The sequence below is a fragment of the Flexivirga lutea genome (genome assembly GCF_054778955.1).
This window is the reverse complement of record NZ_BAAGZB010000001.1, coordinates 760,877-775,067: the sequence shown is the minus strand read 5'-3', so window position 1 is coordinate 775,067 and position 14,191 is coordinate 760,877. Positions and strand designations below refer to the sequence as shown.

The window sequence follows — 14,191 nt, the reverse complement described above, 5'->3', positions numbered from 1 at the left end:
TTCCCGCCCGAAGGCGGTCGACTGTGCTGCGGGATGTGTTGTTGCTGTGTGGTGAGTGGTGTTGCCGTGGTGCTGCGGACTGACGTGGAACGTGCCTCAGTCGCCGGCGGGTTCGCGGCCCGCGGCGTGATCTGGCTCCACGCCCGTCGCCGGACGTTCGGCACGCAGCAGCGCGATGGCGGCCTCGAAGTCCTCGAGGTCGTCGAAGGCCTGGTAGACCGAGGCGAAACGCAGATAGGCGACCTCGTCCAGGCTGCGCAGCGGGCCGAGGATCGCCAGACCCACGTCGTGCGCGTCGATCTCGGCCGCCCCCTGGGCGCGGATCGACTCCTCGACCTCCTGCGCGAGCAGCGCGAGTTGGTCCTCGCTGACCGGGCGGCCCTGGCATGCCTTGCGCACACCGACCAAAACCTTCTGGCGGCTGAACGGCTCGCTGGCACCCGAGCGCTTGACGACGGTGAGGCTCGCAGTCTCGGTCGTCGAGAAGCGCTTACCGCAGTCGGGACACTGCCGGCGACGCTTGATGCAGGTGCCGTCCTCGCTCGTGCGACTGTCGACGACGCGACTGTCGTCATGACGGCAGAACGGACAATGCACGGTCGACTCCTCTCCCGGGAACGCCGCCCACGATGCGCCGCCACGGACCCGCACCCTGTGGACGAAGCTGTGGGTGAACGGTGGACGATCTGGGGACAACGCGCTCTGGCATGTGGACTAGATGTGGACGAATCCCATCGGTGTAACTACTAGATATAGGGATCTTAGGCCGGTCCCACCACAAGTGCAAGAGCCGTCCGCCATGCCGCGAAACGCCCTGGTCAGGCGCCTGGAACCCGCGCGTCACGTCCCTCACCGGGGCGGCGCACGGACACCGCTGCAATCACTCAGCGCGGCAACCGCAGCTGCTGTCCGGCCACCACCTGCAGGCCGTTGAGGTCGTTGGCCAGGGCCACCTTGGTGACCGCGTCGGCGACCGGCATCGACGGGTAGGCGCGGTGCGCCACCTCGGACAGCGTCTCGCCGTCGTGGACGGTGACGGTGTGCGTCACCGGCGCGGAGGTGGTGGCCCAGGCGCGGGCCGCCGCTCCCCCGCCCACCAGCATGACCACAGCGACGAGCGCCACCAGCAACCGGCGACCGCGGGCCGTCAACCGCAGCCCGCTTGCGCCATCCGCCGCGTCGACACGGACGCCGACCCGCTCGCCACCGCCGCTGGCCGCCTGGCCGGTCGGAACCACCCGCAGGTGCCGACGACGCCCACGGCCCTCGGGGACCTCGGGGGGCTCGGGGGCTCGATCGGCCGGCGGGTCGACCATGACGTCCCACGGTGCCACTGCACTCATCTCTTCCTCCTGAAACCTCGGCGCGACCGGATGCGCACCGTCCCTGCGACGGACCTGGCCCGAACAAGCGTGCGATCGGACACCTGTCGGATGTATAGCACGGACGTTCGACATCGTCGAGACACGCGTCGTACAGATGTTTGGAAACTGTGTCCGAAACCCATACGCTGTTTTCACGAAGCCAAGGCAAGCACCGAGCACCGACAGCCGGCGCCGATCCAGCTCCACATCCAGCACCCACTCACCGCACGGACCACGGTCCGCACGGACGCTCGCCGGCCGCTTCGAGCGAACTGTTCGCCGAGGAGGAGATGACAGCGATGGCACAGGTGCACGAACTTCCCGATCGCGCCGGAGAGAGCCTGACCACCAGGCAGCGCAAGGTGCTGCAGGTGATCCGCAATTCCGTGGACCGGCGCGGCTACCCGCCGAGCCTGCGCGAGATCGGGGACGCGGTCGGCCTGACCAGTCCCAGCTCGGTGGCGCACCAATTGACGATGTTGGAGCGCAAGGGTTACCTGCGCCGCGACCCCAACCGCCCCCGAGCCATGGAGGTCATCGACCCGGACGGCACCGACACCCGCGGCTACCGCGGCGGCTCGAGCGTACGCAGCGCCGAGGAGTCGGGCGTCGACGAGACCGGGCTGGGCGACGCACGACCCGAGGCGTCATACATCCCCGTCGTGGGGCGGATCGCTGCGGGCGGTCCGATCCTCGCCGAGGAGGTCGTGGAAGACGTCTTCCCGCTGCCCAAGCAGATCGTGGGCGAAGGTGACCTCTTCCTGTTGAAGGTCGTCGGCGACTCGATGGTCGATGCGGCGATCTGCGACGGCGACTGGGTCGTGGTGCGCCAGCAGCCCACGGCGACCAACGGCGACATCGTGGCGGCGATGCTCGACAACGAGGCGACGGTCAAGACGTTCAAGCGCACCCGGGGCAAGGTGTGGCTGATGCCGCACAACGACGCCTACGACCCGATCGACGGTGACGATGCGACGATCCTGGGCAAGGTCACCGCGGTCCTGCGCCGGGTCTAGACCACCCCACCACGTTTCTCCCCCGCTGCGTTCCTCCGCATACGTCGCGGCGGCCCCCGATCTTCGTGTGAGGCGTGGATCGGAACAGCTCAGCCGGTCAGCGCGGCGGCGAGCGCCGTCAACGTCTCACCCAGCGGTGCATCGACGCGCACCGACACCTCCTCGTCGGTCGCGCGCGTCCAGCCATGGGTGACCACGGCGACCGGGATGCGCTCCCGGACGGCGCGGCGGATGAATCGATAGCCCGACATCACGGCCAGGGACGAGCCGAGCACCAGGACCGCACGTGCCGCGTGGACCTGCGCGAAGCAACGCTCCACCAGAGGCTTGGGCACGGATTCGCCGAACATCACCACGTCGGGTTTCAGCAGGTCCGAACCGCAGACGACGCAATGCACCAGTCGGAATCCGCCGATCAGTGACTCGGCGATCGCCACGTCCCCATCGGGTCGCAACGGACCGTCCGCCGACCGGTCGAAGTCGGGGTTGGCCAACTGCAGCCAGGCGTCGACCGTCGAGCGTTCGTAGCGTTCGCCGCAGTGCACGCAGACCACGTGCGTCAGGCTGCCGTGCAACTCGACCACGTTCCGGGCACCGGCCGCCTGGTGCAGTCCGTCCACGTTCTGGGTGATCACCGGACCGACCAATCCGGCGTGTTGCAGCGCGGCCACGGCACGATGGCCGTCGTTGGGCTCGGCCGCCGCGAAACGCGGCCAGCCGACATACGAACGGGCCCAGTAACGCCGCCGCGCGGCGGGGCTGGCGAGCAGTTCCTGAGCCGTCATCGGCTGGAAACGGCGCTTGCCGTCAGCGCCCCGGTAATCGGGGATCCCCGAGTCGGTGGACAGCCCCGCGCCGGTCAGCGCCAGCACCCCACCGCCGGCGACCAACTCGGCCAGGGCTGTCAGGTCGGTTGTCAGATCGCGGGCCACCACAACGGCAAAGCTCTCACATCGGTTCAACTACCCGCGATCGCGGCACTCGTGGCAGCGGTGGTGGCAGCGATCAGGGCAGCGTTCGTGGCCGCCTGTGCACTCTTGATCGCCGCCGCCGCCGCGCCCGCGGTCCAGTCCTGCTCGCCCACCGCCTTGGCACGTCTGGTCAGCTCCCGCCCTGAGACGCCGAACTGCCGGGCGTCATACACCTTGGTCACCGCGTCGGCGGCGCCGAGGAGTGCGACCGTGGACCCGGTGTGCAGATCCGGCCGGGCGGTGCCGGCGAGGACGCGTCCGGCGGCGTCCAGCAGGGTCGCGCGAGCAGCCAGGTCGACGACCGGATGCTTCTCGGGGCGCAGGAACCCTCCCGGCTGGTGCCGGACCGCGCCGTCGGCGACCAGCCGGTGGTAGACGCGGTCGGCCATCCCCTTGGCCAGCGCGGGCAGTGCGCGTTCCGGTTTCTTGCCCGCCTTCTGCACGAACACGGCCAGCGCGTGATCGAGCAGGGGGTCGCCCCCGGGCCGGCCATCGATGACCACGAGCCGGCCGCCCTGCACCGCAACCCGCTCGTATGCCGCCAGCTCGCACAGCACCGCCCCGGAGAGTGCCAGATCGAGTGGAGCGTGTCCGGTCAGCCGGCCACCCTCGGGGCTGGTCGCCATGAGCAGAAGTTCCGCACAGATCAGCATTCACCGACAGTACGTCGCACACGCTCGCCACAGATCCATCCGCGGACGGACAAACTCCGTCGCAAGGATTAGCAATCACGGAAAATTCGTCCCTGTGGATAACCCGCTGTTATCCTCGTGATCATGATCGATGCGGCGGGACTCAGGGTCATCAAGGCCATCAGCGACCACGGCAGCTTCACCGCCGCGGCCGCCTCGCTGGGCTATTCACAGCCGGCCATCTCGCAGATGGTCCGTCGCCTCGAGGACCGCACCGGCACCGTCCTGGTCGAGCGGCTGGGTCGCAGTGTGCGGCTCACCGAGGCGGGCCAGGTGCTGGCGCGGCACGCCAGCCCGGTGCTGGCAGCACTGGATGCTGCCGAGTCGGAGGTGGCGGCGATCGCGGGCCTGCGGGCGGGCCGCGTGCGGTTGATGGCCTTTCCCTCCTCCTCCTCGACGCTGGTGCCGCGAGCGCTGGCGCTGGTCAAGCAACGGTTCCCCGACGTGCAGGTGAGTTTCACCGAGGCCGAGCCGCCCGAATCCCTGGCCGCGCTCCGCTCCGGGGAGTGCGACGTGGCGGTGGCGTTCGCCTATGAGGGCACCGACCTGGCACGCGGCGAGGAGGACATCGACTCCTTCGTCACCCGCAAACTGCTCGACGACGAGGTGCGGCTCGCGCTGCCGCTGGACCACCCGAAGGCGAAGTCCCGGAAGGTCAAGCTCGCCGACCTGGCGAGTGAGCCCTGGATCGCCGGCTGCCCGCGCTGTCGTGGCCACCTGTTGTCATTGGCCGAGCGGGCCGGATTCAATCCCGACGTCGCGTTCGAGACCGAGGACTACGTCGCCGTGCTCGGGCTGGTCTCCGAGGGCCTCGGGGTCGCGCTGGTGCCGGACCTGATCCGCCGCTCCGCCGGCAATCCGGGTGTCGTCACGGTGCCGATGGATCCGGCGTCACGCCGGGCGGTGTATGCCGTCACCACGCCGGACCTGCAACGCGTGCCTGCGGTGTCGGCCACCCTGGACGCCCTGTGCGAGGCAGCGCGGTCCAAGAACGTCTGCTCCTGAGCACCGGGTGGCTCGTCAGGGCCGGGCGACCAGCGGCACACCGTCGCGCGCGACGATCGCCACGTCCCCGCCCCGGTCCGTGCGCTCGACCGTCGAGCCGCTGTCGCGCAACAGGTCGAGCGTGCGCGGCGCAGGATGGCCGTAGTCGTTGTGTGCTCCCACACTGATCACCGCGATGGGCGCGCGCACCGCGCGCTCGAGGTCGGCGTCCTGGTTGGCCGATCCATGGTGTGGGACCTTGAACACGTCGATCGGCGGCGCCGCCGGCAGCCGGCGCAACTGCGCCAGGATGAGGGCGGCGGCCTCCCGCTCGATGTCACCGGTCATCAGCAGGCGCAGACCTCGCGTGCGCACGTCGAGCACGATGCTGGCGTTGTTCTGCACCGAACCAGCGCGGATCACGCGGGTCGGGCCGAGAACGAGCGCGTGGACGGCGCCGATGTCCAACACGTCGCCGGTGGCCAGTGACTGCACCGCCAGCTGATGCTGCGCGGCCACCGCACGCACCAGTGGCTCCTCGCTCGCCTCCTCATCACCGCCGGAGGGCGCCAACGAGGAGACCGGCGTGGCGTAGAGCGCGTGCACCGAACGCCCGTCGAAGACGGCCGACAGCCCGCCGACATGGTCGGCGTGGAAGTGGGTGAGGACGACCGCGTCGATGACACGGACCTGCAGCCGGTCCAGGCACTGATCCATCGCGGCCGGTTCGGGGCCGGTGTCCACGACCACCGCATGCCCTGGGCCGGCGGCCAGCACCCCGCCGTCGCCCTGCCCGACATCGCACGCGACGTAGACCCAGCCCGGGGGCGGCCAACCGTTGATCGGCGTCGGCGCCCACGCCGCTGCTGCCAGGACGGCTCCGGCGCCGGCCAGATAGGGCCGCACCCACAGCGTGCGCAACAGCCACGTGCCGGTGCAGAGCGCCACGAGCGTCAGCGCCGCCAGCAACACCGCACCGCCGGCGCCGCCCAGCCACGGCACCGTGCCGAGCGGCACGCGGGCACAGCTGTGCGCGATCCAGGCGATGCCCTGCGTCGGCGCAGCGGCCAGCCAGGCCGGAAGACGGGCCAGCTCGACGCTGACCGGTGCGACCAGCACGGTGAGCACGCCGCACATCGTCGCCGGTGCCACCAACGGTGCAGCCAACACATTGGCCGGTATGCCGATCAAGCTCACCGACCCCTGCAGCAGCACGATCACCGGTGCGCACATCGCCTGGGCGGCCATCGGTATGGCGATCGCCTCCGCCAACGGCGACAACGGCCGCGGCAGGAACCGCCCGATCCGGTCCGCCCACGGCCGAGCGAAGAAGAGCAGCCCGGCCGTCGCCAGCGTCGACAGCGCGAAGCCGTAGGACGCGGCGAGCCATGGATCGATCACCAACAGCAGCAGCACCGCGGCCGCGAGCACCGGAGCACCCGCCGCGCGGCGGGACAGCGACATACCGACCAGGCCGACGACGCCCATCACAGCCGCCCGGATCACCGAGGGCTCGGGTCGGCAGAGCAGCACGAACATCCCCAATGCCAGCGCCGCCACCACCAACCGCCATCGGCCGCGGATGCGCAGCCACCCGGCGACCCACATGGTCGCCAGCAACACCATGGTCACGTTGGACCCGGACACGGCATTGAGGTGCGTCATCCCGGTGGCGCGCATGTCGTCGTTCAGCTCGGCCGGCAGCCGGGAGGTGTCCCCCATCACCAGCGCGGGCACGAGTCCGCGCGGGTCGGTGGGCAGCCCGTCGGTGGCGGCGCGGGTGTCACCGCGCAGCGCTTCGACGGCACGGAAGAGCGGACCGGCGTCGCCGATCACCTGTGGCGGTCCTCGTGCGGCGAGCACTGCCGCCACGTCCTCGCCGCGGTCCGCCGGTGCCAGACGTCCCCGGACGGCGACCCGCTCGTGCCAATGCACCCCTAGCCAGCGTTCGTCACCGAGCACCAGGACCGGTGTGTGCGGAGTGCTGCGCAGCCCGCGGCCGATGACCTGGCGGACCGAGAGCTTGGTGATCACCAGGCTCTGGTGACCGCGCAGGCCGGCGCCGACGGGACGCGGATCGGAGGTGACGACCGCCTCGACGCGGACGGTGGCGCGCTGTGCGGCGAGCTGATCGACGGTGCCGGCCTGCCGGGTCAGCAGGTGACCGGCGGTGGACCCGCCGACGAGGGCCACCGCCACACCGGCGAGGGCCACGGTGTCCAGCACCCGGCCCCTCCGGTCGATGTGCTCCACGCCGGGCGTGGAAACAGCGACGATCCTCGTGATGCCGGTCGTGCGGCCGGCGGCCCGCCGGCCACTGCGGACCAACAGCGACACGGCCAGTAGGGCACCGGCGAGCGCGAGACCGATGCAGGCGGGCGCAGGCAGCCGCAGCGCGACGAGGGTCACCGGCCAGCCGACGGCGGCAGCGGTGAACAATCGCAGGTCGAGTGCGTGACCGGCGCCGGCCGGGCGCTCCGGCGGGCGGCGCAACCGCTCCACCAGGTCCGTCAGCACGAACACCGCCTCAGCCGACGGTGACCAGGGGACGCAGCTGGGCCAGTGTCTTGTCGCCGATGCCGCTGACCTCGCCGAGCTCGTCGACGGTGCTGAAGCGGCCGTTCTCGGTGCGCCACTGCAGGATGCGCTGCGCTGTCACCGGCCCCACGCCGGGAAGGTCCTCGAGCGCCGCCTCGTCGGCGGTGTTGAGGTCCACCGGTGCCCCTGGCCCGGCAGCCGAACCGCCCGTGCCGGCCGCACCCGCGCCGCTGCCCGAACCGGCAGCCGCCGGCGGCCCCGGCGGCGGGGTCGGATGCTCCCCCGGCCTGGGGACCTGGATCTGCTCGCCGTCGGCAACCACCCGCGCCAGGTTGATGGCCGACAGGTCGGCGCCCCGCAGCGCACCGCCGGCTGCGGACACGGCATCCTGCACCCGCGACCCGGCTTTGATGTGCACCACACCCGGCGTGCGGACCTGACCGACGACCTGCACGACCAGAGTGCTCGGCGGGGCGCTGCCGGACGTCCCGACGGCACCGAATCCGTTGCGGGCGGCGGGACCGATGGGGGCGGCCGGTGCCGCCGTGCCGGACACCTCAGTGCCGGCCGGCGAGGAGGCCGAGCGTGCCGAGGTGGCCGGGTGGGGTTGCGCGGCGGCTCGCGCCCACAGCACGCGCCCACCGAAGACCAGGGCCGCGACCGCGACCAGGATCAGTGCACCGATGACCGCCAGCCGGCTCGGTGCCACCTGCGCACCGATGAGCGGCTCCGGCGGACGCAGCAACGGCTCCCGTGGCCGCAACTCCTCCGCACCACTCGCACCGGCGGCATGCCGGCCGCGCCGGGCGTGCTCACCGCGCTCGGCCCGACGCGTGGCAGCGACGCGACGAGGAAGTTCGGCCACGCGGGAGCGCGGCTCGTCGACGACCGAGTCCTCGGTCGGCACCCACCCGGGTGCGCGGCGTACCGCCTCCAGCTCCTCGAGCACCGCCGCCAACCGGTCGGGCGTGCCTTCCTCCCCACGTGAGCGTGCCATGTGCGGAACAGTAGGCTCGACAAGCGGGTTCGCGCCGACGGCGAGGTGACGGCCTGTGGACAACCCCACCTGCCGAGCCGGGTTGTGGATGATGGGTGGTCCGACGCGGTCAGTCGGACGATCCGACGATCCGGGTCCGTCCGGTGAACCGCGGAGTCACCGCGACCGCCAGGGTGCCCGGCCCGACGTGTGCGCCCACCGCCGCACCCAGCTCGACGAGCAGCATCCGGCGCGCCTGCGGCAACCGCTCGGCCAGCTGTTCGATCAGGGTCTCGGCGCGTGCCCGGGAATCCAGATGGTGCACCGCGACGTCGACCCCGTCGAGATCGTCGTGCTCGTGCAGCACCTCGACCGCTTCGACCGCGTGCTGCACCAGTCGGCCCAGCGCCTTGGTCGTCGTGCGGACCCGCTCCAGCGGCTCGATGTGCCCCTTCGACACCGTCAGCAACGGTTTGATGGCCAACGCGGAGCCCATCAGCGCCGACGCACGGCCGATGCGGCCGCCGCGGCGCAGGTGCTCGAGCGTGTCGACGTAGAACACCGTCGTCGACGCCGCTGTATGACGCCGTGCCGCCGTCGCGACCTCCGCGGCTGCGGCACCGGACGCCGCTGTCTCGGCCGCTGCGATGACGCCGAAACCCATTGCCATTCCGATGGATTCGCTGTCGATAACGGTCACCGGCACGGGCGCGTCACGGGCGGCCAGCTGCGCCGAGGAGAGCGTCGCCGACATCTGGGCGGACACGTGCACCGACACGATCGCGTCGTGCCCGGCGTCGGCCAGGGCGGCATACAGCTGCGTGAAGACAGCCGGCGACGGGCGGGACGTCGACACCGGGACGAAGTCGCGCAGCGCCTGCGCGACCTCGTCCGCCGCGACGCCGCGACCCTCGTCGTAGGAGACACCGCCGATGGCCAAGCGCATCGGCACCACGGAGATGCCATGTGCGGCGGCCACCCCCGACGGCAGGTACGCCGTCGAGTCGGTCACCACCGCCACAGTCATGACGACTAACCGACCACCAGGTTGACCAGCTTCGGCGCCCGCACGATCACCTTGCGGATCTGCTTGTCGCCCACCGCCGCCGCGATCTTCTCGCTCTCGCGGGCCAACGCTTCCAGGTCCGCCTCGCTGATCCCGGGCGGCACCTGCAGGCGGTCACGGACCTTGCCCTGCACCTGCACGACACAGGTGACGGTCTCGTCGACCAGGAGTGCCTCGTCGGCGGACGGGAATGCCTCGAACGCCAGCGACTCCGCGTGGCCGAGCCGGGACCACAACTCCTCGGCGATGTGCGGTGCGATCGGTGCGGTCATCAGGACCAGTTGTTCGACCACCGTGCGCGGTGCGCCGGCGTCGCCGGCTGCCTTGGTGAGCACGTTGTTCAACTCGATCAGCTTGGCGATCGCGGTGTTGAACTGCAGCGCCTGATAGTCCTTGGCGACACCGTCCGCGGCCTTGGCCAGCGCGCGGCCCAGCTCCTGGCTCGGTGCGGCGTCGGTGACCCGTAGCGCGCCGGTCTCCTCGTCGATCACGTTGCGCCACAGGCGCTGCAGGAAACGCTGGGCGCCGACGACGGCGCGGGTCTCCCACACCCGGGACTGGTCCAGCGGACCCATCGACATCTCGTAGACGCGGAAGGTGTCGGCACCGAACGCGGCGCACATCTCGTCGGGGGTCACCACGTTCTTCAGCGACTTGCCCATCTTGCCGAACTCGCGGGTGACCGACTGGCCCTGCCAGCTGAACGTCATCTGATCACCCTCGCCGTGCTCCTCGACCTCGGCGGCCGGCACCGGCTGGCCGCGGTGGTCGCGATAGGCGAACGCCTGCACATAACCCTGATTGAACAGCCGGCGGAACGGCTCCTCGGAGGACACGTAGCCCAGGTCGAACAACACCTTGTGCCAGAAGCGGGAGTAGAGCAGGTGCAGCACCGCATGCTCCACGCCACCGACGTAGAGGTCCACGCCGCCGGTGTCGCCCGAGGTGTCGTTCGGGCCCATCCAGTACTTCTCGCACTCGGCATCCACGAAGCGCTGCCCGTTGGCCGGGTCGGTGTAGCGAATCTCATACCAGCACGAACCCGCCCAGTTGGGCATGGTGTTGGTCTCGCGCCGGTAGGTGCGCGGCCCGTCGCCCAGGTCCAGCTCGACCTCGACCCAGTCGGTCGCGCGGTCCAGCGGCGACTCCGGCATCGACTCGGCGTCGTCGGGTGCGTACGTCTTCGGCGAGTAGTCCGCCACCTCGGGCAGCTCGACCGGCAGCATCGTCTCGGGCAGCGCGTGCGCCACACCGTCCTCGTCGTAGACGATCGGGAACGGCTCGCCCCAGTAGCGCTGCCGGCTGAACAGCCAGTCGCGCAGTTTGTAGGTGATCGTGCCGCGGCCCGCGCCGCGCTGCTCCAGGAAGTCGATGACGATCTGCTTGGCCTCGTTGATCTCCTTGCCGTCCAACGAGATCCACTCGTTCGCGGAATTGATCTTGGCGCCATGGCCGGTGTATGCCGTGTCCTCGTCGTGTCCCTGCGCGGGCTGCACGGTGCGCACGTAGGGCAGGTGGTACTTCTTGGCGAAGTCCCAGTCACGGGCGTCCTCGGCCGGGACCGCCATGACCGCACCGGTCCCGTATCCCATCAGCACGTAGTCGGCGATGAAGACCGGAATGCGTTGACCCGTCACCGGATTGGTCGCGAAGGATCCGGTGAAGACACCGGTCTTGGCCTTGGCGTCCTCGGTCTGCCGCTCCAACTCTGTCTTGCGCGACGCCGCCCGCCGGTATGCCGTCACCGCCTCGGCCGGGGTCTCCGCGCCACCGGTCCACGAGTCGTGAGTGCCTTCCGGCCACGCGTCGGTGGTCAGCGCCTCGACCAGGGGATGCTCCGGCGCCAGCACCATGAAGGTCGTGCCGAAGATCGTGTCCGGCCGAGTGGTGAACACCTCGATGGACTCGTCCACCCCTTCGACCGCGAATTCGACTGCTGCGCCGGAGGATCGGCCGATCCAGTTGCGCTGCATCGACTTGACCGACTCCGGCCAGTCCAGCCGGTCCAGGTCGTCGACCAGCCGATCGGCATACGCGGTGATGCGCATCATCCACTGGGGCAGGTTGCGCTGGAAGACCGGCATGTCGCCGCGCTCGGTCAGTCCCTCGTTGGTGACCTCTTCGTTGGCCACGACGGTGCCCAGCCCGGGCGCCCAGTTGACCGGCACTTCCTTCTTGTAGGCCAGTCGGCGGTTGTCGACGGCGTCGCGCCGCTCGGGCTCGGACAGCTGCGCCCAGGGCCGGCCGTCCGGAGTGGACACCTCGCCGGTCTCGAAGGCAGCGACGAGCTCGTCGATGGGCCGTGCCTTGCCGGTGCGCTCGTCGTACCAGGCGTTGTAGATCCGCAGGAAGATCCACTGGGTCCACTTGTAGAAATCGGGGTCGATCGTGGCGAACGCCCGCCGCTTGTCATGGGACAGCCCCAGCTGCCGCAACTGCCGGGTGTAGGTCTGGATGTTGTCCTCGGTGGTCTTGCGCGGGTGCTGGCCGGTCTGCACGGCATACTGCTCGGCCGGCAGTCCGAACGCGTCGAAGCCCATGGTGTAGAGGACGTTCTTGCCGGACATGCGCTGATAGCGCGCGTAGACATCGGTGGCGATGAAGCCCAGCGGGTGGCCGACGTGCAGGCCTGCGCCGCTCGGGTAGGGAAACATGTCCTGCAGGAAGTACTTCGGGCGGCCGTGGATCGCGGCGCGGTCCGCCCACGGTCCGGCAGGGTTCGGCGCGTGGAAGGTGCCCTGCTCCTCCCAGCGGTCCTGCCAGGTGCGTTCGATGTCGTTCGCCAGGGCGGCGGAGTAACGGTGTGCGGGCTGCTCGTCATTCATCGTCGTTCTCGTCCTTTACAAGTGAGCAAGTGGCGTGCGCGTCGGACTCGCGCTGCGGTGTCCTGAACCCAAGGAAAAGACCCCTCAGCACAGGGAGGGGTCAGCCGCGCCGAAGTCCGCCTAGCGTCGACGCGGCCCGCTAAGAAGAAGCAACTGCCGCACGAGGGACAGGTTACCGCAGCGCCTGGAGCCCACGACGAAGGTCCGGTGCCGCCGTAGGGCAGCACCGGACCTTCGGGTGACGCGGGGTTTGTTCAGGCCTCGAGGTTGTTGACGGCCTTGGCCAGCGCCGCCTTCTTGTTGGCGGCCTGGTTCTTGTGAATGACGCCCTTGCTCACGGCCTTGTCCAGCTTCTTGGACGCGGTCGCCAGCATCTCGGTGGCCTTGGCCTTGTCGCCCGCCGCGACGGCGGCGCGGGTGTGCCGGATCCACGTGCGCAGCTCCGACTTGTAGGCACGGTTGCGCTCAGTGCGGATCGCGTTGGTCTTGATCCGCTTCATCTGCGACTTGATGTTTGCCACGTGTAGTACTTCCTTGGTCGAAACGATGTGTTGTCAATGAGGGTTGACGGACGCGGCGACGGATGGGGCGTGGGGACACCCGGGCGATGTCGTCGCGCCGGTACTGCGTGCATGCGCGCACGACCAGAGCGCGCACGCAAGAGCCAAAGTTACCAGCGGCGCGTGATTCCGCCCAAATCGCGTCTGGCTCTACTCCTCGCAGCTCGGCCGGAGCCTTCCAAATTCACTGATGTCGCTCGGTCGCGATGGTGATGATCGCCCGCTCGAGGGCATAGACGGGGTCGCGGCCGCCGCCCTTGACCTCGAAGTCCGCCGCCGCGACCGCCTGTATGGCGCGCCCGAGCCGATCGCCGTCCCAGCCTTGCGCGTCACGACGAGCGCGGTCGACCTGCCAGGGCGCCATACCCAGCTGTTTGGCCAGGGCGCCGGACGGCCCGCGGCCCGCGGTGGCCACCCGGGCGATCTGCCGCAACTGGCTGGCCAGCACTGCGACGATCGGCACCGGGTCGACCCCGGAGGCGAGCGCGTGCCGGGCCAGCCGCAGGGCCTCGGGCAGGTTGCCGCTGATCGCCGCGTCGGCCACTCGGAAGCCGGTGGCTTCGACCTTGCCGCCGTGATAGCGCTGGACCACCTCGGCGGTGACCACACCCTGGGTGTCGTCGACCAGTTGCTTGCAAGCCGATGCGAGCTCGCGCAGGTCCTTGCCGACCGCTTCCAGCAGCGCGCGCACCGCGTCGGGGGCTACCTTGCGGCCGGCGGCCCGGAACTCGCCGGTCACGAACGCGGACTTGTCGCGGTCGCTCTTGATGGCCGGCGCATCGATGACCCGCGCGCCGCCCTTCTTCAGCGCATCGAGTGCCTTCTTGCCCCGGACGCCGCCCTTGTGCTGCACGATCAGCGTTGCGTCGGCCGGCCCCATCGTGACCACGTCGACCACGTCGGCGATGAGCTCCTCACGGCCCTCGTCCAGGTCGCGCACCACGACGATCTTGCTGCCGCCGAAGAGGCTGGGACTGGTGTGCAGCTGCAGCTCTCCGGCCTCGTAACTCGCGGCCTCGAGGCGCACCACCTCGGCCTGCGGGTCGCTCTCGCGCAACAGGGCGATGGTGCTGCTGGCGGCACGCTCGGCCAGGATCTGCTCCGGTCCGGCGATCAGCACCAGCGGCGGGACGTCCGTCATACCGCTAACCGTAGAGTGTGCCTGGGACCGCCGATATCCCGTCCTGCGGTCTTCACCG

The 14,191-nt window shown here is 70.2% G+C and carries 12 protein-coding genes; 2 read left to right on the top strand and 10 right to left on the bottom strand.

Going from position 1 to position 14,191, the window contains the following annotated elements; all coding sequences use genetic code 11:
- Window positions 1–96 precede the first annotated feature (96 nt).
- Window positions 97–597, bottom strand: a complete 501-nt coding sequence (nrdR, locus tag ACYVBN_RS03720) for a transcriptional regulator NrdR (RefSeq protein ID WP_460599331.1) — start codon at window positions 595–597, stop codon at window positions 97–99.
- A gap of 287 nt (window positions 598–884) precedes the next feature.
- Entirely contained in the window at window positions 885–1,343 is a 459-nt protein-coding gene (locus tag ACYVBN_RS03715; protein ID WP_460599330.1) for a hypothetical protein, read from the bottom strand.
- 320 nt (window positions 1,344–1,663) lie between these two features.
- Between ACYVBN_RS03715 and lexA the strand changes: the two genes are divergently transcribed.
- Window positions 1,664–2,380 carry a transcriptional repressor LexA gene (lexA, locus tag ACYVBN_RS03710; protein WP_440282087.1) on the top strand — a complete coding sequence of 239 codons (717 nt, stop codon included), beginning with the start codon at window positions 1,664–1,666 and terminating at the stop codon, window positions 2,378–2,380.
- Between the two features lie 89 nt (window positions 2,381–2,469).
- On the opposite strand, the gene ACYVBN_RS03705 is transcribed toward lexA, so the two are convergent.
- Window positions 2,470–3,315, bottom strand: coding sequence for an SIR2 family protein (locus ACYVBN_RS03705; protein ID WP_460599329.1), 846 nt, complete (start codon window positions 3,313–3,315; stop codon window positions 2,470–2,472).
- Window positions 3,316–3,338: 23 nt separating this feature from the next.
- Window positions 3,339–4,004 carry a GOLPH3/VPS74 family protein gene (locus ACYVBN_RS03700; RefSeq protein WP_460599328.1) on the bottom strand — a complete coding sequence of 222 codons (666 nt, stop codon included), beginning with the start codon at window positions 4,002–4,004 and terminating at the stop codon, window positions 3,339–3,341.
- A 123-nt stretch (window positions 4,005–4,127) separates the two neighbouring features.
- Between ACYVBN_RS03700 and ACYVBN_RS03695 the strand changes: the two genes are divergently transcribed.
- Entirely contained in the window at window positions 4,128–5,048 is a 921-nt protein-coding gene (locus ACYVBN_RS03695; protein WP_440282060.1) for a LysR family transcriptional regulator, read from the top strand.
- A 15-nt stretch (window positions 5,049–5,063) separates the two neighbouring features.
- Here the strand turns inward: ACYVBN_RS03695 and ACYVBN_RS03690 are convergent, their stop codons facing one another.
- The 6 genes from ACYVBN_RS03690 to holA all read right to left on the bottom strand — a co-directional run bounded on the left by ACYVBN_RS03690 (window position 5,064) and on the right by holA (window position 14,133).
- Entirely contained in the window at window positions 5,064–7,550 is a 2,487-nt protein-coding gene (locus ACYVBN_RS03690; RefSeq protein ID WP_460599327.1) for a ComEC/Rec2 family competence protein, read from the bottom strand.
- 4 nt (window positions 7,551–7,554) lie between these two features.
- Window positions 7,555–8,562, bottom strand: a complete 1,008-nt coding sequence (locus tag ACYVBN_RS03685) for a helix-hairpin-helix domain-containing protein (RefSeq protein ID WP_460599326.1) — start codon at window positions 8,560–8,562, stop codon at window positions 7,555–7,557.
- A 109-nt stretch (window positions 8,563–8,671) separates the two neighbouring features.
- Window positions 8,672–9,568, bottom strand: coding sequence for a DegV family protein (locus ACYVBN_RS03680; protein ID WP_460599325.1), 897 nt, complete (start codon window positions 9,566–9,568; stop codon window positions 8,672–8,674).
- A 5-nt stretch (window positions 9,569–9,573) separates the two neighbouring features.
- On the bottom strand, window positions 9,574–12,432 hold the full coding sequence (gene leuS, locus ACYVBN_RS03675; protein ID WP_460599324.1) for a leucine--tRNA ligase: 2,859 nt from the start codon (window positions 12,430–12,432) through the stop codon (window positions 9,574–9,576).
- A 254-nt stretch (window positions 12,433–12,686) separates the two neighbouring features.
- Complete coding sequence (gene rpsT / locus ACYVBN_RS03670; RefSeq protein ID WP_440282091.1) at window positions 12,687–12,953, bottom strand: 30S ribosomal protein S20; 267 nt, start codon at window positions 12,951–12,953, stop codon at window positions 12,687–12,689.
- 223 nt (window positions 12,954–13,176) lie between these two features.
- Complete coding sequence (holA, locus tag ACYVBN_RS03665) at window positions 13,177–14,133, bottom strand: DNA polymerase III subunit delta (RefSeq protein WP_460599323.1); 957 nt, start codon at window positions 14,131–14,133, stop codon at window positions 13,177–13,179.
- Window positions 14,134–14,191: the final 58 nt, after the last annotated feature.